Source organism: Streptococcus dysgalactiae subsp. dysgalactiae, assembly GCF_900459225.1.
Lineage (GTDB): Bacteria > Bacillota > Bacilli > Lactobacillales > Streptococcaceae > Streptococcus > Streptococcus dysgalactiae.
This window is the reverse complement of record NZ_UHFH01000003.1, coordinates 2009132-2032751: the sequence shown is the minus strand read 5'-3', so window position 1 is coordinate 2032751 and position 23620 is coordinate 2009132. Positions and strand designations below refer to the sequence as shown.

The window sequence follows — 23620 nt, the reverse complement described above, 5'->3', positions numbered from 1 at the left end:
AAAAAAGGACTTTTTCCAAAATATTAAGCGCTAGTTTGTTAGGAGAGGGAGAAATAGTGTCACCTGTGAACTAGAAATAATACTTGACGGATATAGGGAATTAAGGTAAAATAATTTGTGTTGTGGCGGTATAGCCAAGTGGTAAGGCACGGCTCTGCAAAAGCTTGATCGTCGGTTCAAATCCGTCTACCGCCTTAATAATACAAATGAAGCCTTGATTAACCTCGTAAAAACGTTTTTAAATCAAGGCTTTTATTTTTTTTGACAGGATAAAAAAGAGAAAAATGGAGAAAAATACAGTCTAGTTTGAAGGTTCTTTGTAAAGAAGATGACAGTAGGGCAAAGCTTTTAGGTTTTAAAGATTATGATTCTGTTAAGGCAATGATTAATGGAATAAAGTGCACTGGACTAATGTCAAATAAGTAGAAATTTTTAGCAAGAATCGCCTAACACTAGCGGTTCTTACTTTTTTATTTGCCTAGAAATAATCAAAATGTTATTATAAAGTAAAAATCAAAGGAGGCACATTATGTCAGAAGAAAAACTAAAAGCAAAAGTTGAACAAGCATCAGGCAGCCTTAAAGAAGGTGCTGGGAAGCTAACTGGTGATAAAGAGTTAGAAGCAAAAGGTTTTGTCGAAAAAACAATTGCCAAAGGTAAAGAACTAGTAGATGATGCTAAAGAAGCAGTCGAAGGGACAGTAGATGCTGTCAAAGAAAAACTGAAATAAAAAACCAACCGCTCTCTCTTAATTGAGGGCGGTTTTTTCGCAAAAAAATTTCGCACTTTTTATTGGTAAAAAGTTCAAGGCATGTTATAATGGCAACTACTAGTTTTACAAAGAATTTTAATCTTTCTAGAGCTCAATCCGATAGCTTTGTTAAACTAGAATGCACCAATAATACTGTCAAAATAATTTGAGTCAAAGTATAAACCCCCTAATGCATATTTAGAAAAACTAAGAAAGGTATTTAAAAAGCGAGAGACTATATCGTATTCTCACTAGGCGAACTGCTTGAAGGTGGCATAATTGAGGAAAGTTTGCTACCTTCTTTTAATGCTTTTAAGTGTGAGCGAGAAAAGGATTTAGAAGTATTTTTGCAGCAGTGAGCGGTTACTTGCGATAAATCAAATTTAGGGAAAACTAGCTTAATTATTGATAAAAAAGATTATAACACACAAAGTTCTGTCTACTTCTATAATATACATCTATACATCCAAAAGTTTACTCCATCGATTTTTGACTTTTTTTAAAAAAGTGATAAAATTATGAGTATAAAATATTAGGAGGATGTAATGTTAACTGCAAAGAAAATTTTATTTTCTACTTTATTACTTCTAACATTTGCTAATACAAGTACAGCAAATGCTAATGAAATAAATACTGATGGAAACGGTATTATTAAAATAGAGAAATATGATGGTACAGGATATAAAACTTCTGACCCTTTAACTCTTGATATCGAAATGGAATTAATATGGTTACCGCCGTTAGGAGGACGTGGATATGAATCTGGATCTCATTGGCCGGTTTTAATTCCGAAATATGAAAGTGTTAATGGAATAGGAAAATTTGTTACTTTATATCCTAAAGGAAATCGTGGATCAAAATGGGTAGAACCTGTCAAAGTATTTATTCCACAATATTATGATCATATAAGCAATAAAGTTGAGCATGCTGCTATGAAGTATTATGAGGAACATAAAGAAAAGTTTAAAGGTCTTTATTAAATAATATATTTTTATAAACTTTTAAAATATACTATAAAAAAAGAGAGAGCTAGGTTAGCTTTCTCTTTTTTTATATGGATATATAAATGCTGGTAAACTTTGTTTCATAAGATTTAGATAGCTGTCTTATATCTTTAAACATCTTATTTTAACATTCAGAGTTTTATAGGCCAATTCTTGTTTTTGTTGTAATATAAAGTCGACAGGAGGGTAAAGATGCTAACATACGACGAATTTAAGCAAGCTATTAATGACGGCTATATCACAGGAGACACAGTCGCAATCGTGCGCAAGAACGGACAGATTTTTGATTATGTGTTGTCTAGTGAGGAATGGAGAAATTGTAACAGAGGAAAAAGTGGAAGAAGTGTTGAGGGAGTTCTTGATTTAGTCGTTTATATGACTAACCCGTGGTGCTAGTTAATTTCAAAATATCTCAAATTATGAGTCAGTATGATTTGTTCGATTCTCAATTGTAGTCCCCTAATACTTCTAGTCAAGGTATGCTCAATATTAAATAGCGAATAAAGTTCAGAAAAGCGAGTTTCGATCGTTCTTCTCATGACAAGTAACTGCCAGTGATTATGCTGTTTTGCACCAACCATATTTTGACGTAATGGTGTCCATAAGTGATAGCCTTCCTGTTGTAAGGTCTCTTTTAGTTCTTGACTGAGGTAGCCTAAATCGGCAAGAACAACAGATTGCCTACAGTCTTCTAGGAGTTCATCAACGACTTTAATGTCGTGAACAGAGGCTGGTGTCACAACATAGTTGAGAATAAACCCCGACAAAGTGACCAACATATGGACTTTAAAACCATAGAACCAAAAGTTTTTAGCGGCATTATACCCAATATCAGCGTAATCATTGAAAATCTTGGCGCTATGATTGCGAATAGGCTGGCAAAGTGGCAATGGAAAACTGTCCATAATCACAATAGTATCTGGCGAGATTGCCCCACTCAAGGCTTGTCGAATGAGTTGAACCAACCAAATCAATTGTTTTGTTCGTCTATTAAAGCGGCTTCTTTCTAGTAAGTTATGACCAAAGAAAAGGTGACAAATCCTGTAAAAACGGCGTTGAGATGTTATCCCTAACTCAGCTTGAAGTAGCAATAAAACAAGAAGTGACTCATCTGAAACTTTGGCTAAACCGATGTTGCGACGATGCTTCAACGAATCGGGGCAGTAGGTACGATAAAATTGGGAACAGATTTGGGATAATTGTTTGATATTCCATTGTAAATGATGGGATTTAGCGGTATAATGTAAGTGGCTCATTGGGACTACCTCCTGTTGGTTTTGTCACTTACAGTATAGTCCTTTTGGGCTTTTTATTGCCGTTGAAAATCAACTAGCACCACGAGTATGACTAATAAAACCTTATAATATCTTACAGGGCTTTTTGTAAGAATCAAAAAAGTCCTTAGAATCTAAATTCTAAAGACTTTGTCTTCTCAGACTTCTTTATTGTTGAGTGATTAACTGCGTTTTTTTACTTTTTCAAATAAAGATATAATACTTTCTTTGTTGTGCTTAGGGCTATCCTTGACGTGTGTTCCTACACGATAAGCTTCTTCATAAAAATAGTATAAGTCCGGCTCAACTTCTATATGGTACGGATTATTATGCTCTTGGCCAGTAAAGCCACTATAAAAACCACCAAATTGAGCAATTTCTATTTCATTGGGAGTTGGTTTTTCTGAGGCAAATGTAGTTGTCGATGTCGCTACAGCCATAGAGCAAGCTAACAAACCTGTCACACAAAGTTTTTTCAACGATAATCTCATATCTAATACTCCTGTCATTTTTATAACAAATTCATTATACAACGCTAATTTTTATTTGTCAAGGTTTAGGAGCGTGAGAATAGGAAAAGTGCCGATAGAATTGGAGTGATAAAAAATAAAATCGGTCAAAAATCGGTCAAAGTTACTCTAAAGCACTGATATCAATGCATCTAAAATCCGTCTACAGCCTTCAGATAACCTGATTTATCAGGAGAATCTCACAAGAAAGAAAAAGCTCGTTATAACGAACTTTCAGATTGAAGACAAACTGGAATGTTAATCCAGCTTGTCTTTTCTTTTACTATTGTTATCACAATTGGTCTTGATATGATCACTTTTAGGCAAACTAAAAAGACTATTCCAGCCATTATCTTACTATATTTTTTCATATTTAATCACGCTAAAGTCAGCCCAAGGGTTGCCTCCAATTTGGACTTTCCTCTTAATCTCGTGTAACGTAAGTTGTGATATTCTTTAGCTGTTCCAAACAAACGCTCAATGGTTTCTTTGCGCTTTTGATAGCGTTCCTTCATCCCTCTTTGGTGTCGGATGTCTTCACAGACCTCTAAATCATCTTTCCAGAGATGACGAGTGATTACTTTTTGATGGTTTTTTGATTGGGTACAAACTGATAATAAGGGACAAGACTGGCATACAGCTGGATTACTTTTGTACTCACGATAGCCATCTCGAGTAGTCGTTGAATAGGATAAAGGGTGATTTTCTGGATAGAGGTAAACATCATAATACTCATCATAAATAAATTCTTTTAGCCGAAGCATATCCTTTTTATTACGAGGTCTAGTATAAGAAAAAACTGGTATGATACCTATAGTTAATAGGTAATGCGCGATGCTTGGAGTTTTATAACCAGAATCAGCGATGAGATAGTGAGGAGTCAATGCTTTGATTTTGTCAAAGAGTGCAGGAAATGCCTGACTATCATGGACATTCCCTGCGTGGATACTATAGCCTAGTGCCTAACCATACTTATCACAAGCTACCTGGGCATTATAAGCAAAAACTTGCTTGTGTTCTCCCTTATGAAACCAACCACTATCAGGGTCGGTTGTAGAGATTTTCTTACTTATGGGCTCTTTTTCTTTGGCGATTCCTAGCGACTTTTTTCCATGTTTTTCCCTATCTTTAGCAATTTCCTTCTCCAACTGATCACTCATAAATTTAGCTTGTGCATCGACTTCTTGATTGATGTATTTGTGATTGTTAGCGGCTGCCTTGATATGAGTCCCATCCACAAAGATGTCAGTTGGGTCAATCAAACCAGCATTGAGGCAGAGCCCCAAGATATAAGCAAAAATTGCTTCAATGACTTGTTTATCCTGGAAACGACGATTATAGTTCTTACCATAAGTTGTGAAATGAGGCACCTTATCTTCTAAAGTCAACCCAAGAAACCAGCGGTAAGCCACATTAACCTCAATGTCCTTGATGGTTTGACGCATGGAACGAATGCCAAAGAGACATTGAATCATGGGGATTTTTACTAACATGACCGGATCCAAACTAGGACGACCGTTATCTGTACAATAACTGTCTTTCACTAAGTCATAAATAAATGAAAAATCTATCGCTTCATCAATTTGACGCAAGAGATGGTCTTTGGGAACCAACTCATCTAAACTATAGAAACCAACTTGATTTCGATTATAGTCAGGATTTTCTTTGTGGAACATAGAGGACCGCCTTCTAACTTTATTATAACTTCAAAATACTTAAAAAGCCCTTAGAAAATTAAATTTCTAGAGACTTTGTCTTCAAAGTTAATATTTTTATGATACCTTACTTAGGTAGCACGGATGGTAGCAACTTCTTACGGGATTTTATACCTAGAAGTTGAGCCTAGATTTCAAAATCTCCGAACGCCAGAAATATCATGTTTCTGGCGTTTTTGAGACGGCGTAAAGTATCGAGTTTGGGCTCGCTTTTCTCGCCTATTACTAATACAAGGCAAAAAGTGATACTATTTTTTGATGACATTGTAAACAAATTCTCATAGAGGGGCTTTATCTACAACCTGAGCAAAGATATTTCTTTGCTTACATGATTATCTGCTAAAAAGGTTAGCCATCCACGACATCAATCATTAATGGATTAGCATGTTGGCGAAGTGAGTAAGTCTCGAGCTCATTAACAGCATGGCGGAGGTCATGAGCTTGAGTCGGTGTTATTTCTTGTGCTTGTTCAGCTTCATAGATAGCCCGCCTTTCTAAATAAAAGGCGTGTAATAATTCGCCACTATTATCGGGAATGAAATGAGTGATAACCCGTTCAACAAAAAGTCCAGATTTGATTAATTCGGCATCCTGGATACGTTTTCCTTGTAAAAAATCAACCAGGGAGGCATTATAATACCCTTCTAAATCCTCAAGTGCTTCCAAAATCAGTTCAGAGTTCCCAAGATAAAGATCTGTTAAACGATTTCGTGTTTGGTCATCTAAGAGTTGATCTTGAGAGGAGTTCTCAGTCAATAACTTAGGAGAGAAATGGCGAAAAGACAGTAGCTCGCGCATCCAACGACGGATAATTCGAAGAAAGATGACCAAACCATACCTAAAGCTTGAAATAAAGCTTCTATTAATTTGTCTCTCAAGGGATTTAAGATAGGCTTGATAGAGACGATAATCTTTGATAGTAATAGCTTTTGTGGAAAAAGCATGTTCTAAACCTTTAGTTTCAATACCGATAATCAACAGTTGTAATTCCGCCAGATCTTCTTTGACCGAATTGGGTTCTTGTTCCAAAATAAGGTGTTCGATGCGTTGATTGTAAATATCCATCACCTGATATAAGGCAGCTTGATTATCAGGTGCTTGTTTACTTTCAATTTCCAGTCGTTGTAATACAGTGGTTAAAATCTTAATCTCATCAAAATGATTCGGCGGTTCAGCTAAGGGCGGGAGTAATCTCGGAAGAACAATAAGTCCTGTTGAGAAACTTACCAGGGTGACCGCTCCCACGATAAAAAGGACAAGGCTGTGTTGGAAAGACTCCATACGAGGCAACAATAAAATCGTAGCGATTGAGACACTTCCCTTAGCTCCAGAAAAGGTTAGCAACACAATATCAACTAAAAAGTCTTTGAAAGATTTTTGATGTCGAATACTATGGTACAGATAGAAAAGACTAATTAGACCAAAACGAATGAGAAAGAGAGCGACTGTCAAGGCAATCACTAGTCCAAATAGATAAGAGTTACTATAATGAGGATTGCTTAAAACAGGCCCTAAAATCTCAGCCAGTTCAATTCCAAAAACTAAAAAGACAAAACCGTTTAGCATCACCTTAATGGTGCCCCAAATAATATGGGTGACACGGTCTGCTTGAGCATCAAATAAGGTCACTTTTTTGAGACGATTGGTTTGCATCAAACCAGCAGTAACAACTGATATAATGGCTGAAAACCCTAGTAGGTGAGCAATAAAATAAGAGACAATCGGAAGGGTTAGCTCCAAAAGCAAAGCTCCAGTAACATCCTTAGCATCAAACTTTTCGAGAATAGATAGCAAGAGTCTGTGTATTAAAGCGAATCCTAATCCTGTTAGAAAGCCTCCCACAATGGCTAAAAACAAATGTAACCCAGCCTTTGTCAGAGAAAAATAACCGGTGGTTAAGGCCGTTAAAGCAAATTGAAAGGCAACTAAACCACTGGCATCATTGAGCAGACCTTCAGAAGTTAGGATATGTTTGATGTGTTGGGGAAAGTTAAAGCGCTTGGCAATAGACAGCAAAGCAACGGCATCAGTTGGAGCAAGCGCAGCTCCCATAGCAAAAGCAACAGCTAAGGGAACTTGTATTGGTAACAAATGGTAAGTGGTTAAGCCCAGAAATACTGTGGTAAGTAAGACAGTAGGCAGAATGAGGTAGAGAGTGATTGAGCGAAAAGTCAAGATATTTTTAATATCACTTTCTTGCCCCTCGCGGAAATTTAGGGGGGCTATCACAAATGCTAAAAATAATTCAGGATCCAGCGGGATGCTTGTTCCTTTATGCCAAATGCCATAGCCTAATCCAAAAAGAAGCTGAATGGCAGGAAGAGGCAGCTGAGGAAATATTCGGTTAAGCACGTTGGAGAGAATAAGTGACATGAGAAAGAGGATGAGCAGCATTGACAAGGGCATAGCAAATCCTCCTATGACGGTCCTTTTGAGTTATTTTTAGCCATATATAACGTTTTTAAATGAGCGATTTTTTGAGTAATAGCTGTAATGTCTTTCTTCTCAATCAGTAATTGACAGCGCTCCTTTTCAAGGGCTAACAATTTTTTCTTGACTTTCTTTAGTTGTCGGAGGTCATTACAAGACCCTAAAGACTCGGGATGATTACCTGTTCTTTCATCAATATACTTTTGACGCATTTCGTCCAGGCGTTCGGTTACTGTTAAATGAGACATTTTTTCTCCTTGGTTATTACATGAGATGAGGCCGTTCCTAATTCTTTTTCAAATACCTTTAGGGAATGTCCCGAGTCATCACTGGTATGGCCAACATAGTGATAATCTAACCGCTCATAGAGCTGGCTATGGTAGGCCAAAGCATATAAATGATGGTAATTGCGCTTCATGGCTTCCTTTTCAATCATTGTCACTAAATCAAGGCACAAGCCTTGTCCCCGAAACGCTGGGCTGACATAGAGAGCACTAAGAAAGGGACCATCGTTGGAATAAGTCGTGATATCTTCTGATAGAAGAGCAGCTATTCCTTTCATGTGTCCGTACTTGTCTACGAGTACGATAATAATATCTTTAATGTTAAGGGCGTCATCTTTAATCTTATCAGCCAAGACGCTACACGCTTCCCAATCACTGTTTTCCATCAGATTGAGAATCATCTGTGGTTTAGCATCGACCGCTTTGAGGTGATAGAGCTGGTCTCCATCTTGGTACCACGAACGGTAACTAAAAGTGGGTGGCATGAGAGCCTTTAAATGACAAGGATAACTTTTTTTAGACGTGGGTGGTAGCATGTTGTCGTCTCCTTTCCAGCCTTTGATTCAATCGATAAGGAACCATCCGCCTAAGCACTTTTTCTCCGTTAACTTGCAAAATAAGGGCAGGAAAAGCTCAAAATCACAAGATATTTGAGGAATTTTCCTACCCTTTTCAGGATAACGAGGATTGTCTCGGTAATGATAAAACGATTGTCCGTTATACCCTTTAAAAGGGTTCATGCTCATAACGCTAACAAATTAGAGGAATTTGTCCGTTACGCTGATCGGAAAATAAGCCCCAACAGTGACTAATAGGCAAAATGGTTTGACGTAACCTTATTTAGCAAGCAAATCATCAAAATCGTGAGTCTGCTCAAATAACCTTACAGCATAGGGGCAAGTCGCAGCCAACCTTACGCCCGCTTTGCGGGCTTCATCAGCAATTTTCTCCACTAGTTGTCTAGCGATTCCTTGACCTTGATAAGCTTCGTCAACGAACGTGTGGTTAATCGTCCAAAGGTCATCCGTGCTTTGGAAAGTGCATTCTCCGATTTCTGTGGCCTCATCGAGGGCTATTGAGCGATTTTTGTTTGCTTCAAACGTAATAGTGACCATGAGAGAACCTCCTTTTAACTATAACCCTGATGATAATGATGGTTACATTGTAACAAAAGATGTTAGTTATGACAAATAGAAAGACATTTTAATCATTTAGGACGTCGTGTAGACGCTAATTGAGATGTTTGACCAAAAGACGCATGTCACGACCAAATTTATCTTGGACAGGGCCTTCAAAAATAAACTGTTTCCTCTCATAGAGCCCCCTATGAGCGGTAATGGTGTAAAGGTTCTTAATGCCTTTTTCTCTGGCGAGTTCGGTGATGCGATCAACCAGCTCCAAGCTTAGGCCTTGTCCACGATAATCAGGCGCTACATAGACTGTTGAGAGGAAAGGACCATAACTTGGTTTTTCAACAATATCTTCTTGTACCAATGCTGCAAATCCCATCAGGTTGTCTTGGCTGTCTGTAATGATAATCACTTGATCCAAGGCATCGAGTTGGCCGGTTTCTAATCGTTTAGCCAAGTAAGCACCCGCTTTCCACTCGACAGCTGCCATAGCTTCTAACAAGAATTCTGGCTTGTGGCTATCCCGTGATAATGGGTAAATTTTTTCCATCTTTTCCTCTTTAGGAGTGATTTTAACGATTCTTTTGTAAAGGTAAGGAGTTGCAAAGCTAGAAATAATAACGGCAAAGGCAATCTGACTAATACTTTGAGCCATGACCTCTTGGGAGAGAGGGAGATATTGGCTAACAAAGGGAGGGATAGACATGGAAAAGGCAGCAATTGAACTCATGGATAAAGTCATACGGCCTTCTTTTTTGTTCCAGGCTTTGTCAAAGAGGGCCACTGGTAAGACGCCTAAAGCGTAATACAAGATGATCAACAACAGTCCAGTTAAGCTGGATTGTAGAGCCATGATAATATTGATACGAGCCCCAAAGGTCACTGCCAAAAAGGGAATCAAAAGCAGAGAGAGCGGCCTAAACATACTTCGACTAGAAGGGTATAAGTAACCAATCAAGATTCCAATGGCAAAAGGAAGAATGTTGGCTAATAAGGGTGTCATGAGGTTAATGTTGGATTCACCAACACTCAAAATAAGCAAAGGAATGGCCGGTAACATCAGTAAGTTAATGACGGAAAAGGCACTTTCTTCCATTTCGCTGATGTCTTTTCCCAGGAGTACCAGATACATGCCAGGGTTAAGAGACATTAAAACGGCAGTAATGGTGACGGCAGTGATGCCTAGAAAACCTGTTGTGGGGAAGAATGCTTTCCAAGCTAAGGTCAGCAGTAGAGCGATTCCTATCTTGAAGAGCAAAACAGGTCCAATAGCCTTGATGACTTTGGGATATTTACCAAGATCAGTCTGAATACCAGAAACCATTAGTAAAACCGCAATTATAAAAAAGGTGGCGTCTTGACTGAAGAGACCACTAAAAGGAGTCCCTAGTTTTAGGAGATGAGGGTAAAAAGTGTAGATGATAGAGGTCAAAAACATAGGAATAAGGAAGTTACTTCCTTTAAATGTGGTTAATTTTCTAAATGTGATCACGGTCTGCTCCTTTCTCGGCAGTTAGCGAAATGGCTAACATTTTACGTAATAAGGTTTGGAGGTCATTCAATTCGTCATCAGTAAGGCGTTGGGTCAACTGATTTTCCAGTTGGGTGGCAATCTCCTTAAAGGTTTCTTGCATACTCAAGGCTTTGTCAGTGAGGTACAACTGCTTTTGACGCTTATCCTTGCCATTAGCTAGCCGTCTAATCCACCCTTCTTTCTCCAAATTTTGCAGAATCCTCGTGACAGTTGGATTGCTCATGTTAAAATAATGCTCCAAATCCCTCTGGTTAAGGCTACCATTCTCAAAGAGATAAAGGTATTTGAGGCACTTAAATTGGCTATGGGTAATGCCATAGGATGCCAGCGTATGATTGGCAATTTTATCAAAACTTAAATTAGCACGTTTAATCAGGTAAACAGTGTTTTTCTCGCGCATGTTGCCTCCTTGTATATAGCTTGCTATATAAAACAATAGTAACATAATAACAGAGCTTGCTATATTTTTTCAAGTCAAGTGATTAAAAAAGAGACAAAACCTGCTAAGGCTATTGTCTCAATTGCTTTCGTTAATGAGGTTTAGAAAGTGGCCAACGCTTACCGTAAAGGGCTTTAGCATTAGTCTCTAAAATAGCTGTTTTCTGATTGTCAGTCAAGTTTGCTTCTCGGATGTAAGAAAATGCCCGAGTATATTTTTGATTTTGGAAATAAGGAAAATCACTTCCTGCCAATAAGCGTTGATTTCCTAAAATCTCATTATTATGGAGAAGGGAGGCTTCAAGGAAGTTTGCTGTATCAAACCAGAAGTGCCTCTGCAAGGTTTCAAGCGGATGGTATGAAAAGCTATGACAGTCCTCATCATTAGCGAGAATGCGTTGCATTTGAGAGGAAATACCACCACCTACTCTTGATCATAATCATTGACCATAGGGCTTAAAGCTCCACAACCTGTGGGATGAATGTAGATAATTGCTCCCAAAGCATCCATCGCTTCAAAGAAAGGTAAAAAAGCGTCATCGGCAATGGATTAGTCTGTCTCAAGAACGGTATTGACTGCGACTCCTAAAAAACCTAATTTTTTCAATGTTGCGTTTCTCTTCTTGGATAGCCTCTTTAATATGTAACAAAGGAACGACGCAATAGGCGCTGAAAGCGGTCGGACTGCTGGTTGATAATATATAGTATGGTAAAAATTATTAATTATTTCAGTGGCTGCAAGAGCTTCTTGTGGTTTGCCAAATTGAAGAACTTGTGGCGTTGCCGAGAACACTTAATAATCAACACCAGCCTTGTCTATCATGTCAAGGCGTTTGGCTAAATCTTGTGGCTCCTCGCTGACATTGAATTTTTTAGCGATGGCAATTCCTTTACCATCTAAGCTTTCTAATAAATCCAGGCACTCATCTGACCAGAGATGGGCATGTTTGTCAATAGCTGTTTGTGTCATCAGTTGACCTTCTTTTTATTATCAATGATAGGAAAGGTTATTGTGACCTTTCTTGTCCTGTGGTGCCTTGCCTTCTATCCTTCGTTTAATAAGGAAAATTCCCTTCTCATATCACTTTGGATGGGGGGTGTTAGCATCAAGGCTTCTCCTTTATTGTAACAAAAAATCACTAACTTGAGATAAAATGAGCTTATGATGCCTTGGAGACCAATCGAATAGAAGTATAATCTTAAAAAATTTAGAAAAAGTAAAAAAATAATCATCTTTTTTAAGGTTTTAGATTGACAGGGGTTTCAAAACGTGTTACACTTGGCAAGTAAATTAGGTTTTGAGTTAGTATTTGTGTTTCAACATCTTTATTTCTCTCTATTTTTACAAATGCTTTATAGAAAGGAAGTGGATGTATATGGCACAAGGTACAGTTAAATGGTTTAACGCTGAAAAAGGTTTCGGTTTTATTTCAACTGAGAACGCTCAAGATGTCTTCGCGCATTTTTCAGCAATCCAAACTAATGGTTTCAAAACATTAGAAGAAGGACAAAAAGTGGAATTTGACGTTGAAGAAGGTCAACGTGGCCCTCAAGCAGTTAATATCACTAAATTAGCTTAGTCAGGTTAACAAACAAGAGAAAAAAGCAGGTGCTATTGCTAGCGCCTGCTTTTTGTCTCTCTTACCTCTCTTGTCAATGGCAAAGAGTTGCCTTTCAGGTCTTCTATTTGTTATAATAATAGTCAGTTTTAGTCAAATCGCACGTCTGTCGTGCCTTTAAGCGACTGAGATGGTTCATGAGTAAAGGAGTGACAGCATGCCGACAAAAAATACTTCAGACAGTATTGAAGAATATATCAAAGAGTTATTAGCCCAATCGGGAATTGCAGAAATCAAACGTTCCATGCTAGCGGATTCCTTTCAAGTTGTTCCAAGCCAGATTAACTATGTTATTAAAACCCGCTTTACAGAAAGTCGTGGGTACGAAGTTGAAAGCAAGCGCGGTGGCGGGGGCTATATTCGTATTGCTAAGGTTCATTTTTCAGACAAACACCATCTGATTGGCAATCTAATGGCTTCTATTGAGGATCACCTTAGTGAACAGGTTTTTACCGACTCGATTCAACTCCTCTTTGACGAACACCTCATCACAGAACGTGAGGGAAATCTCATTTTAGCCATGGCTTCTGATGAGGTTCTAGGTGTGGAGGGGGCAGCAATCCGTGCTCGAATGCTCTACCGTTTATTACAGCGTATAGATAGAAAGGGAAGCAATTAATGATCATGTATTCATTGAAGATGCAAGAAATTTTCAGGCAGGCGCAATTTCAAGCAGCCCGCTTTGATAGCCAATACCTAGAAACTTGGCATATATTGCTAGCTATGGCGAGGGTTGATCACTCCCTAGCGGGTTTGGTGCTAAGCGAATTTGATGCTAAGGTTGCAGTGGAAGAATATGAGGCTGCAGCTATTTTAGCTATGGGCAAAAGCCCTAAAGACCAAGTGTCTCACATTGACTTTAGGCCTCAGTCAAAAACCTTAACGAACCTTTTGCAATTTGCCCAAGCTATCAGTCAAGTCACCAAAGACCAAGAGGTAGGTTCAGAGCATGTTCTCTTTGCCGTTTTGCTTAATCCAGATATTATGGCGACTCGCTTATTAGAGATGGCTGGTTATGCTATCAAGGATAAAGGAAACGGAGAACCTCGCTTAGCTGATTTACGAAAAGCTATCGAGATTCATGCAGGCTATAGTAAGGAAATGATTAAGGCTATCCACGAGTTGCGTAAACCAAAGAAAACCAAGAATCAAGGTTCTTTTTCAGACATGATGAAGCCACCAAGCACGGCTGGGGATTTGGCGGACTTTACACGTGATTTGACCGAGATGGCAAGCCAAGGTCTCTTAGAGCCAGTTATTGGCCGTGATGCTGAAGTATCACGGATGATCCAAGTACTGAGTCGTAAAACCAAGAATAACCCTGTTCTTGTGGGTGATGCAGGTGTGGGTAAAACGGCCCTTGCCTATGGTCTTGCCCAACGTATTGCTAATGGTGCTATTCCTTATGAACTGCAAGACATGCGTGTTCTAGAATTAGATATGATGAGTGTTGTTGCGGGGACCCGTTTTCGTGGGGATTTTGAAGAGCGCATGAATCAAATCATTGACGATATTGAGTCAGATGGCAAGATTATTCTCTTCGTAGATGAATTGCACACCATTATGGGATCAGGAAGTGGTATTGATAGCACACTTGATGCTGCCAATATTTTAAAACCAGCCTTATCTCGCGGAACCCTCCATATGGTGGGTGCAACAACGCAGGAAGAATACCAAAAACACATTGAAAAAGATGCCGCTCTTTCGCGTCGCTTTGCTAAGATTTTAATTGAAGAGCCTAATGTAGAAGATGCTTATCAGATTCTGATCGGGTTAAAAGGCTCTTACGAGACTTACCATAATGTGACCATTGCTGATCAGGCTGTTAGAACTGCTGTGAAAATGGCACATCGCTATCTGACCAGCAAAAACCTTCCAGATTCTGCCATTGATTTGCTAGATGAAGCTAGTGCTACTGTCCAAGGTATGGTTAAAAAAACCAGTCCAGAAATCATCACGCCATTAGATCAAGCTTTGATTGATGGCGATATGAAGAAGGCCTCTCGTTTGTTGGCAAAAGACGTTAAAGGACAACATCGTAAGCCAACAGCTGTGACAGAAGAGGATATCCTGACAACCTTGAGCAAGCTATCAGGTATTCCACTGGAAAAACTCAGCCAAGCTGATAGCAAAAAATACCTTAATTTGGAAAAAGAACTGCATAAGCGCGTGATTGGGCAAAAAGATGCTGTCTCAGCTATTTCTCGAGCGATTCGTCGTAATCAGTCAGGCATCCGTACAGGTAAACGTCCGATTGGTTCCTTCATGTTCCTTGGTCCAACAGGGGTTGGTAAGACTGAGTTGGCTAAAGCCTTGGCAGAAGTTCTCTTTGACGACGCGTCTGCCCTTATCCGCTTTGATATGTCAGAGTATATGGAAAAATTTGCGGCTTCTCGTCTTAATGGCGCACCTCCAGGCTATGTCGGTTACGATGAAGGTGGTGAATTAACAGAGAAGGTCAGAAACAAGCCTTACTCCGTGCTCCTCTTTGACGAGGTGGAAAAAGCTCACCCTGATATTTTCAACATACTCTTACAAGTGCTTGATGACGGCATGTTGACAGATAGTCGTGGGCGTAAAGTGGACTTCTCAAACACCATTATTATCATGACAAGTAATCTAGGGGCAACAGCTCTGCGTGATGATAAAACAGTTGGCTTTGGGGCAAAAGGCATTAGCCATGACCACCAAGCCATGGAAAAACGGATTTTGGAAGAGTTGAAGAAAACTTACCGACCAGAATTTATCAACCGAATTGATGAAAAGGTTGTCTTCCACAGCCTCACTCAGGATAATATGAGAGAAGTGGTCAAGATTATGGTGCAGCCGTTGATGACTACTTTGGCAGAAAAAGGCATTACCCTTAAATTCCAGCCAATGGCCCTCAAGTATTTATCAGAAGAAGGGTACGATGTAGAAATGGGTGCTCGTCCATTGCGCCGTACTTTGCAAACTCAGGTGGAAGATAAATTGTCTGAATTGATTCTTGCTGGTGAATTGGCAAGTGGTCATACCCTGAAAATTGGTCTTTCTCATGGAAAACTCAGCTTTAACATTGAGTGATTCCCTATCACTAACGGAGTTGCTAAGAGCCACTGAACAATAGAGAGTCTGTTCTTATGAAAACAGACTCTTTTTTCTTGACTATTTTTGACCAAGTGATAAAATAGAGGAGAGATTTAGCACTCATGCAATAAGAGTGCTAAATGACTAAAAATTCTTTTATTGGAGGAAATATACATGTTAAAACCATTAGGTGACCGTGTGGTCGTAAGATTTGACGAAGACAAAGAACAGACCGTCGGTGGTTTTGTTCTGGCAGGAACTCATAAAGAGTCAACACGTAGAGCGACAGTTGTTGCTGTCAGCGAAAATGGCATCCGTAGCATTACTGGTGATGCTGTTCTTCCGTCAGTAGCCGTTGGGCAGGAAGTGTTGGTTGAAAACGGACATGACTTGGAAGTAACTGTTGATGGTGAAAAGGTGTCTATCATTCGTGAATCTGATATCATCGCGATTGTCGCAGAATAAGACGAGAAATCTCTGTATAGAAAGAAGGATTGAATATGTCAAAAGATATTAAATTTTCAGCAGATGCGCGTGCTGCTATGGTGCGTGGGGTTGATATGTTAGCGGACACGGTAAAAGTAACGCTTGGTCCTAAAGGTCGTAATGTGGTTCTTGAAAAAGCTTTTGGGTCTCCTTTGATTACCAATGACGGGGTTACCATTGCTAAAGAGATTGAATTAGAAGACCATTTTGAGAATATGGGAGCTAAATTGGTTTCTGAAGTTGCTTCTAAAACTAACGATATCGCAGGTGACGGAACCACAACTGCAACAGTATTGACACAAGCTATCGTCCGTGAAGGGCTTAAAAATGTAACTGCTGGTGCCAACCCAATTGGCATTCGTCGTGGGATTGAAACAGCAACAGCAACAGCCGTTGAAGCCTTGAAAGCGATTGCTCAGCCTGTTTCTGGTAAAGAAGCCATTGCTCAAGTTGCTGCTGTGTCATCTCGTTCTGAAAAAGTTGGAGAATACATTTCAGAAGCCATGGAACGTGTGGGTAATGACGGTGTCATTACTATCGAAGAATCACGTGGTATGGAGACAGAGCTTGAAGTGGTAGAAGGCATGCAGTTTGACCGTGGTTACCTGTCTCAATACATGGTCACAGACAATGAAAAAATGGTTGCCGACCTTGAGAACCCATTTATCTTGATTACTGACAAAAAAGTGTCAAACATCCAAGACATTCTTCCATTGCTTGAGGAAGTTCTCAAAACCAACCGTCCATTGTTGATTATCGCCGATGACGTTGATGGCGAAGCTCTTCCAACCCTTGTTTTGAATAAAATTCGTGGTACTTTCAATGTGGTTGCTGTCAAAGCTCCAGGATTTGGTGATCGCCGTAAAGCCATGCTTGAGGACATCGCTATCTTGACAGGTGGTACAGTCATTACAGAAGACTTAGGTCTTGAGTTGAAAGACGCTACGATGCCAGCTCTTGGTCAAGCCGCTAAAGTGACTGTGGATAAAGACAGCACAGTTATTGTGGAAGGTGCAGGAAGTTCCGAAGCCATAGCCAACCGTGTTGGCTTGATTAAGTCACAACTGGAAACCACAACGTCTGACTTTGACCGTGAAAAATTACAAGAACGCTTGGCGAAATTAGCTGGTGGTGTGGCTGTCATCAAGGTAGGTGCTGCAACAGAAACAGCCCTTAAAGAAATGAAACTTCGTATAGAAGACGCTTTGAATGCCACACGTGCAGCCGTTGAAGAAGGGATCGTTGCTGGTGGTGGAACAGCACTTATTACGGCAATCGAAAAAGTAGCTGCTCTTGAGCTTGATGGCGATGATGCTACTGGCCGCAATATCGTTCTTCGTGCGTTGGAAGAACCTGTTCGTCAAATTGCATTCAACGCTGGTTACGAAGGTTCCGTTGTCATCGACAAATTGAAAAATAGCCCTGTTGGAACAGGCTTTAATGCGGCAACAGGTGAGTGGGTAGACATGATTGCGGCAGGTATTATCGATCCTGTTAAAGTAACGCGTTCAGCCCTTCAAAATGCTGCTTCTGTGGCTAGCCTCATCTTAACAACTGAAGCAGTTGTTGCCAACAAACCAGAACCAGCTGCGCCAGCAATGCCAGCAGGAATGGATCCAGGCATGATGGGTGGCTTCTAAATAAAAACAACTAATAATGAATAAATCTAGGCTGCTTGATGTGACCTAGATTTACTCACTGCATTAAAAAAAGTAGCTCTGACACTGGTCAAGGCTACTTTTTTTTTAATACTCTCCTAAAGCAATGGAATAAGAAATTGTCTTTAGAGAATATGAGATTTCTGAAAAAGAAAAAGTTTAGGATAAGAATAGTATAGGGTGCCTGCCTTAAATAAACCTTAATCAGACAAATGAGTAATCGTTTTAACAACCTTTTTTTGGCTTTCCGACCAGTAGTGAATGCGCTCAAACGACCCTTGTCGCCAATAAAGTGGTAGGCGTTGCCGAATATCCTCTTGCATATCAAGAGTGTTCAACTCACTAATGGCGTGCCATTTTGGCAGTCCTTCGCGGGACTCAGTCAGCAATTCTCCCTCAAAAGTCTCGCAGAGAAAATCGTAATAGACATAGCGTTCTGGCTTATCAGGGTTGATAAAACCAGAAATTCCCTTTAATTGCAGATTAAGAGCAGTTAGACCAGTCTCCTCTTTTAGCTCCCTAAGCGCCGCTTCAAAGAATGATTCGGATTCCTTGACCTTACCACCTGGCTGAATCCAGCCTGGAAAGTTATCGTGCTGTCGGTTGAGCAAAAGAACGTGCTCTCCTTGTTTGACACAAATATTAACCCAGTTTTTGATGACTTCCATAGTTTATACCTCTTGTCACTAGTATAGCATAAGGGGTTTATTTTTTTGAGAGCGAATTAAGGTTTTTTTAAGCCTCTTCCCTTATACTAAGGACAATCCTTAATCGAATAAGTGTTTGGACGACAGAGAGGGGAATTATTAACTCCTTTCTCTCATACCAAAACTCATCTTATTCATCCCCTCCTACTTGATAAGGTCTCGCATGAGCGAGGCCTTATTGTTGTATCTGGCCCAAAAAGAATCTCCCAATCAAAAAACCTCCAAAAACTCAAGGTTTCCCTTGCTTTTGGAGGTTTTTGTAGGCTTAACGATAGAAATATAACCCTATGCTTCTTATTTCTGAGTTGTTTTTTGATTTTTAGGGCTTTCTTTCACTAGTTTGGCTTCAATAGCTTTTAAGCGCTTGAAGGTTTTTTCTGCTCGAGCCATGGAGACCGCGTCAGCTTTTTCTTGGGCAGCTGTAGGATCTGTTTGCAAGAGTTGGCTAAGTTCTTTGTTGGTTTGGTCTTGTTCAGTTATCCACGTTTTTTCGAGCTCTTTTATCTCGTCAATAACCTTAGTTCCAAATTGTTTTGGATGGGCAGCCACGAGGTCATTAATATGTGACACCGTCCAGTACCATGACTTATCATTATACTTGGTACTCTTTTCTTGATAGGCTTCATAGGTCTTACTAATATTGCCGAGGTATGGCAAGTAAGGGGCGTTACGAGGACTGCCAATAGATAGCCACATCACACCACCACCCAATTCAGCAGGAATATCCTTTTTCAATTGGAAAATGTGGGCTTCCATAACATTTGGATTGGAAATAGGATACGCATAGCCCTTAACAGCATCTTTGGATTTTGGTTTGCCTTTACCATCTAATGCCATTTGGTCAAGTGGTTTAAGGTCCAGTCCCTCAAAACGGTTACGTTGGAGCTTCATTGCATCTTCTAGACTGAAGGTTTTATCTGTGCTTTGAAGTAATTCGTAGTTTTTGTCTTTGTAGGTGACTTTTGAGTCAGGGTCAAGGGATTTGATGCCTGAGAAAGAGCGGGATCGGTTGGCATCGTTTAGCGGCGGATTGTAAGATTGAGCAATGTGAAATTTACCGTCCACTTCCTTGTAAGATTTGGCTTTTTTAGCTACCTTTTCCACATCAGCTGAGGCAATGGTATTGGTCTTATCATTAAAATCAACGTGGCCGAGATAGAAGGTATTTGGGAAAACAGCAAATTTGTCATCTGGGAATTTAATGGCGACGTATTGGTGGCCAGAAAGTATCTCCATGTACCAAATGCCGTCTTTGTCAGCGAGGGTAACTATGTTTCCTTCGGCAGACCCTTTTTCGGTAACTATCTTAGCAATACGTTCAATGCCTTCACGGGCTGTTTTGACACTCGGCAAAATAACACTGGTCATTGATGATTCGGCTAAGCCGTCTTTAACGTAAGGATCGATTTTTTGAATGGCATCATTGGCTGAAGCTGATACCGTTGCAGACATTGATACCCCAAATTCATTAAAACCAGCTTCATCATAGACCCCGTCTTTTGGTGTCACATCAGGAACAGCGGTATAACGGTAAGAATGCTCGGGTAAAGGGTACTCAAAGCCGTTGGCTTGATCTTTCCATAAGTCTCTAGCCTTGTTGTCCTTGGCAGGACGAACCACGAAATTCTTGTTGTGGTTTGGTTCTAGGTCTTCTGTTCGGCCATAAATAATGGACCCATCTGTTGTTAAGTCCTTACCAATAATAAAACCAGTACAAGCGTAACTAACATTTTGGAACGATAATGTTGTTAGTACAGATAGAAGCCCAAGAGCTATTTTTTTGTTTGTCATGCGAAACCTCCTCGAAAATGATAACGCTTTCGAAAATTATTATAAGACTGCCCTTTTTAAAATTCAAGTTTTTTCGCAAGCGTTTTGAAATTGTTAGTTATCTAAATATTGCGAGAATTATAGAAATAAGAAGGATGCCTTATTTTCTCTATCCCGGCAATGCCTTTCGACTTTGGGAAATCGTTATATTCAGGTCTTCTTCCGTCAAGGACTCTTTAAAAAGCACTAGCTATTTTATGATATAATAGAGAAAACTCACAGAAAGTTGACCTTATTGATATGACCAAGTTATTTCGTAATAAACAACGCTTTAAAACCTTAGCTATCATTGTAGGAAGTTTCTTCCTCTTGTTGCTGCTTTTTGGGGCTTTTCATTATTCTAAAGGTAACCGTATTAATACCTATCTAAAAGCTCGCTCGGCAACCTCTGGGCCTGTGTTTGAAAACATCAAAGAGTATTTGGTATGGGAAGATACTAAAGAACAAATTACTAACGACGAAGCTAGGTTTACTCATTTTAGACGCTATAACCAAAAAGAATTAGCTCAAAAAGCTAAAGAGCTGAAAGAAGCTGGACCAGATAGTCCTATTCAGGTTGTGTCTGTGGGGCGTCGTTTTCTGATTTTCCCAGATTATCGGATAGCCCTAAAACCCATGGATTTGACCATACAGACTAATGTGCCTCAAGTGGATATCCTCTTAAACCAGAAGAAAGTGGCTATGTCGGATTCAGAAGCCTTCTCAGTCAAGCTAGACCGTCTCCCAATGGCTGACTACACGGCTAGTATCAACGGTCAGCATAATGGTCGTAAGATCAAGGTCAGAAAGACCTATGATGGACGGAATCCTGTCATTGATTTGAGTGTGACGTTCAAAACCTTTACGGTGACAAGCAATGTCAAAGAAGGGGAACTTTATTTTGATGATAACCACGTAGGGACCTTAAAAGAAGGAGAATTTCAGGTACAAGATTACCCGGTAACAGAAGGGGCCCAAGTCTATATCACAAAGACTTTCCCAGATGGAGACCTCACTTCTAGCAAACACCCTCTAGCAGGTATCGAAGACGGCGGGCATCTGGAGATTCTTGTGGATAACCTCTTAGATGAAGAAAAAGCAGGGCAGATTTTGGTGTCAGCCTTTGATCAGCTGATTCAGTACCTCAGCACTGGTCAAGATGCTACAACCTTAGGAAGTGTCTTTGAAGCAGGTGCCAGCAATGACTTTTATCGAGGATTGAAAGAATCCATTAAGGCCAAATTCCAGACAGATAGCCGCAGAGCAAGTAGCCTTAGCATCCCCTCAATCCTCCTTACCAAAATGACTCAGGTCGGTAAGGAATCCTATCTGCTTGATTTTACAGCTACCTATGAGTTCATTTATGACAAAGCAACCGACCCTGCCAAACAAACTTCAGGACGGATAAGTCAAGAGCTGACGGGTAAAATGACTTTGAAAAAAGTGGGAGAGGTTTACCTTGTTAGTCAGTCAGGGCCTAAAAACATCACCGTTGCCAATGAAAACAATCAAGTCAAGGCTCCATCAATCTTCCCTGAAAATATGTTAGGGACTTGGACAGGGCAACGAGAGGATGCTTCTGTCAGCGTGACCATAGCTGAGGACGGTACCATTACCACTAAGGTTGACTATAAAGCAGGAAATCGCCCTAGCCAAACCAAAACCGCTAAAATTATCAAAGTTGAGGATAAAGGAAATGGCATTTATCTTTACACCCCAGAAGTGGGTAGTGATGTCGGTGCTCTAGCGCCAGGCGGAGGCTTAGGTGGCGTTAACGTCAAATACGCTTACGGTTTTAAAGTATCTGGTAACACAGCCAATCCTATCGTTTGGCAAGCAGGAACTACCAGTGATTTTGATTATAGCAAACCACTACCGGGATTAAGTTTGACCAAACAGTAAGTCACCTGATCACCTTAAAGATCCTGAGAAAAAACAAATCTCACCAAAGGACTTGGCACACCTATGCTAAGTTGGTGGAATAACTAAAAAAGGCTAAGGGGTTATCCCTTGGCCTTTACTTGTTGTAAGACTGTCTCGAAAGTTGTGGATTTGGCCTGCACGCAAATCATCTCTTGGGTTAAGGGGTGTCTTAGCCAGAGTTGATGGGCATGCAGCATAAGACGAGGGCATTCAGCTTTTCCTTTTGAATACAAGGGATCACCCAATAGAGCATGACCGTGGTAAGACAAATGAACTCGAATTTGATGGGTCCGACCCGTCTGTAACCGACAATTGATTAGGCTGACGTTTTGCTTGAAAGATTTGAGAAGCTTGACGTCTGTCACAGCCTTTTGACCTTGTTTCACATCAACCACGCGTTTTCGTCGGTCGTGACGGTGGCGACCAATAGGCTCACGGTAGCTCACTTCTTTGCTAGAGAGAGTTCCGTATACCAATGCCCAATAATCTCGGCTAATCTCTCGTTTTTCCAAAAGACGGTTGAGAATAGGGAGGATAAATGGGGTTTTGGCAAAGACTATGACACCACTTGTTTCCATGTCCAACCGATGAACCACATAACAGGTTCGTCCGGTGTAAGCAGACACATGATTGAGAAGGGCTAACTCGTTGGGCTCATTGCCATGGGTCTTCATCCCTTCAGGCTTATTGACGATGATAAGATGGTCATCTTCATAAAGACAGTCTACCTTATTGGCTTGCCCCATCATAATAGGTTTATCAGGGTAATCTTCTTCATCAAAGAAAAGTTCAACCTGATCTCCGCTATTGACAGCACTTTGCCAAGTAATGGCACTGCCATTAACCAAGACGTTCTTTTTGGTTCGTAGAAAATGCCTAATTTTGCGAGGAATCAAGAGTTTGTCCTCCAAAAGCTCCTTAACGGTCAATGTCTGATAAGGATTTTGAAACCTAACGGTAAAGCCCTGAGATGACTTAGTGACGGTCTTCATTGAGCCACTCGTGGTATTTTTCAACGAGGTTGACAGCCATTTGTGTGGCAAGCGCAGCAGAGAATGCTTCCGTTCCTTCACGTTCGTCGTTAGCCACTTCAAGGCGGGTTTCATCGTAGATGGCTTTTAAACTGTCAGCAGATAAGGTTTCTTTAAAGGCTTGGAATTTATTCATTCATGGGTCCTATCTTTCTATTTTAGTCTTTAGGTTTCCTGTTCATAGGGAAAGAATCTAGTGCTATTATAGCATGTTTTAGGTCAAAATTAGCTGATGAACCACAAGGAAAGGAA

22 protein-coding genes, 1 tRNA gene and 2 pseudogenes are annotated in these 23620 nt (G+C 40.1%); 10 read left to right on the top strand and 15 right to left on the bottom strand.

The annotated features are described in order from the left end of the window. Positions 1 to 124: 124 nt before the first annotated feature. The 4 genes and pseudogenes from DYD17_RS10360 to DYD17_RS10340 all read left to right on the top strand — a co-directional run bounded on the left by DYD17_RS10360 (position 125) and on the right by DYD17_RS10340 (position 2122). A tRNA-Cys gene (locus tag DYD17_RS10360) sits at positions 125 to 195 on the top strand. A 334-nt stretch (positions 196 to 529) separates the two neighbouring features. Then, positions 530 to 730, top strand: a complete 201-nt coding sequence (locus DYD17_RS10350) for a CsbD family protein (RefSeq protein WP_003053046.1) — start codon at positions 530 to 532, stop codon at positions 728 to 730. 566 nt (positions 731 to 1296) lie between these two features. After that, positions 1297 to 1731, top strand: a complete 435-nt coding sequence (locus tag DYD17_RS10345; RefSeq protein ID WP_115253169.1) for a hypothetical protein — start codon at positions 1297 to 1299, stop codon at positions 1729 to 1731. A 216-nt stretch (positions 1732 to 1947) separates the two neighbouring features. Further along, a pseudogene (locus DYD17_RS10340) lies at positions 1948 to 2122 on the top strand (competence regulator inhibitor paratox). Positions 2123 to 2147: 25 nt separating this feature from the next. On the opposite strand, the gene DYD17_RS10335 reads toward DYD17_RS10340, so the two are convergent. The 11 genes and pseudogenes from DYD17_RS10335 to DYD17_RS11305 form a co-directional block, all read right to left on the bottom strand. Continuing rightward, complete coding sequence (locus tag DYD17_RS10335; RefSeq protein WP_115253168.1) at positions 2148 to 3011, bottom strand: IS982 family transposase; 864 nt, start codon at positions 3009 to 3011, stop codon at positions 2148 to 2150. A 200-nt stretch (positions 3012 to 3211) separates the two neighbouring features. Continuing rightward, entirely contained in the window at positions 3212 to 3520 is a 309-nt protein-coding gene (locus tag DYD17_RS10330) for a hypothetical protein (protein WP_003053040.1), read from the bottom strand. A gap of 239 nt (positions 3521 to 3759) precedes the next feature. After that, a pseudogene (locus tag DYD17_RS10325) lies at positions 3760 to 5214 on the bottom strand (IS1182 family transposase). Between the two features lie 387 nt (positions 5215 to 5601). Then, complete coding sequence (locus DYD17_RS10320; RefSeq protein ID WP_003053038.1) at positions 5602 to 7659, bottom strand: cation:proton antiporter; 2058 nt, start codon at positions 7657 to 7659, stop codon at positions 5602 to 5604. Positions 7660 to 7670: 11 nt separating this feature from the next. Next, the gene (locus tag DYD17_RS10315; RefSeq protein ID WP_003053036.1) at positions 7671 to 7931 is read right to left on the bottom strand and encodes a hypothetical protein; all 261 of its coding nucleotides are present in this window, start codon (positions 7929 to 7931) and stop codon (positions 7671 to 7673) included. Continuing rightward, on the bottom strand, positions 7919 to 8503 hold the full coding sequence (locus DYD17_RS10310) for a GNAT family N-acetyltransferase (protein WP_003053034.1): 585 nt from the start codon (positions 8501 to 8503) through the stop codon (positions 7919 to 7921). The genes DYD17_RS10315 and DYD17_RS10310 overlap by 13 nt, the downstream gene beginning before the upstream one ends. Before the next feature lie 300 nt (positions 8504 to 8803). Next, positions 8804 to 9082 (bottom strand): GNAT family N-acetyltransferase, encoded by a 279-nt coding sequence (locus DYD17_RS10305; protein ID WP_003053031.1) that lies wholly within the window; start codon positions 9080 to 9082, stop codon positions 8804 to 8806. Positions 9083 to 9197: 115 nt separating this feature from the next. Then, positions 9198 to 10589 carry a GNAT family N-acetyltransferase gene (locus DYD17_RS10300; protein ID WP_115253167.1) on the bottom strand — a complete coding sequence of 464 codons (1392 nt, stop codon included), beginning with the start codon at positions 10587 to 10589 and terminating at the stop codon, positions 9198 to 9200. Further along, the gene (locus DYD17_RS10295) at positions 10576 to 11031 is read right to left on the bottom strand and encodes a MarR family winged helix-turn-helix transcriptional regulator (protein WP_003053027.1); all 456 of its coding nucleotides are present in this window, start codon (positions 11029 to 11031) and stop codon (positions 10576 to 10578) included. The genes DYD17_RS10300 and DYD17_RS10295 overlap by 14 nt, the downstream gene beginning before the upstream one ends. A gap of 130 nt (positions 11032 to 11161) precedes the next feature. Then, positions 11162 to 11473 (bottom strand): amidohydrolase family protein, encoded by a 312-nt coding sequence (locus DYD17_RS11310; protein WP_003053026.1) that lies wholly within the window; start codon positions 11471 to 11473, stop codon positions 11162 to 11164. Positions 11474 to 11862: 389 nt separating this feature from the next. Further along, positions 11863 to 12039: a hypothetical protein gene (locus DYD17_RS11305; protein ID WP_003053022.1), complete on the bottom strand. Its 177-nt coding sequence runs from the start codon at positions 12037 to 12039 to the stop codon at positions 11863 to 11865. 406 nt (positions 12040 to 12445) lie between these two features. Here DYD17_RS11305 and DYD17_RS10285 point away from each other — a divergent pair, with 406 nt between their 5' ends. The 5 genes from DYD17_RS10285 to groL all read left to right on the top strand — a co-directional run bounded on the left by DYD17_RS10285 (position 12446) and on the right by groL (position 17880). Further along, positions 12446 to 12649 carry a cold-shock protein gene (locus DYD17_RS10285; RefSeq protein ID WP_115253271.1) on the top strand — a complete coding sequence of 68 codons (204 nt, stop codon included), beginning with the start codon at positions 12446 to 12448 and terminating at the stop codon, positions 12647 to 12649. Positions 12650 to 12845: 196 nt separating this feature from the next. Beyond that, positions 12846 to 13307 (top strand): CtsR family transcriptional regulator, encoded by a 462-nt coding sequence (locus tag DYD17_RS10280; RefSeq protein WP_115245552.1) that lies wholly within the window; start codon positions 12846 to 12848, stop codon positions 13305 to 13307. Beyond that, positions 13307 to 15751, top strand: coding sequence for an ATP-dependent Clp protease ATP-binding subunit (locus DYD17_RS10275; protein ID WP_115253166.1), 2445 nt, complete (start codon positions 13307 to 13309; stop codon positions 15749 to 15751). Before DYD17_RS10280 ends, DYD17_RS10275 begins: the two co-directional genes overlap by 1 nt. 177 nt (positions 15752 to 15928) lie before the next feature. Continuing rightward, positions 15929 to 16219, top strand: a complete 291-nt coding sequence (gene groES / locus DYD17_RS10270) for a co-chaperone GroES (protein ID WP_115253165.1) — start codon at positions 15929 to 15931, stop codon at positions 16217 to 16219. Positions 16220 to 16254: 35 nt separating this feature from the next. Further along, positions 16255 to 17880 (top strand): chaperonin GroEL, encoded by a 1626-nt coding sequence (gene groL / locus DYD17_RS10265; RefSeq protein WP_003053011.1) that lies wholly within the window; start codon positions 16255 to 16257, stop codon positions 17878 to 17880. A 218-nt stretch (positions 17881 to 18098) separates the two neighbouring features. Here the strand turns inward: groL and DYD17_RS10260 are convergent, their stop codons facing one another. Further along, entirely contained in the window at positions 18099 to 18566 is a 468-nt protein-coding gene (locus DYD17_RS10260; RefSeq protein ID WP_003053009.1) for an 8-oxo-dGTP diphosphatase, read from the bottom strand. 333 nt (positions 18567 to 18899) lie between these two features. Further along, positions 18900 to 20396 carry a C69 family dipeptidase gene (locus DYD17_RS10255; RefSeq protein ID WP_003053008.1) on the bottom strand — a complete coding sequence of 499 codons (1497 nt, stop codon included), beginning with the start codon at positions 20394 to 20396 and terminating at the stop codon, positions 18900 to 18902. Positions 20397 to 20675: 279 nt separating this feature from the next. Here DYD17_RS10255 and DYD17_RS10250 point away from each other — a divergent pair, with 279 nt between their 5' ends. After that, complete coding sequence (locus DYD17_RS10250; protein ID WP_115253164.1) at positions 20676 to 22316, top strand: zinc ribbon domain-containing protein; 1641 nt, start codon at positions 20676 to 20678, stop codon at positions 22314 to 22316. A 101-nt stretch (positions 22317 to 22417) separates the two neighbouring features. Here DYD17_RS10250 and DYD17_RS10245 read toward each other — a convergent pair whose 3' ends face one another. Continuing rightward, entirely contained in the window at positions 22418 to 23329 is a 912-nt protein-coding gene (locus tag DYD17_RS10245; RefSeq protein ID WP_115253163.1) for an RluA family pseudouridine synthase, read from the bottom strand. Continuing rightward, complete coding sequence (locus DYD17_RS10240) at positions 23313 to 23504, bottom strand: hypothetical protein (protein ID WP_003053001.1); 192 nt, start codon at positions 23502 to 23504, stop codon at positions 23313 to 23315. Before DYD17_RS10240 ends, DYD17_RS10245 begins: the two co-directional genes overlap by 17 nt. Positions 23505 to 23620: the final 116 nt, after the last annotated feature.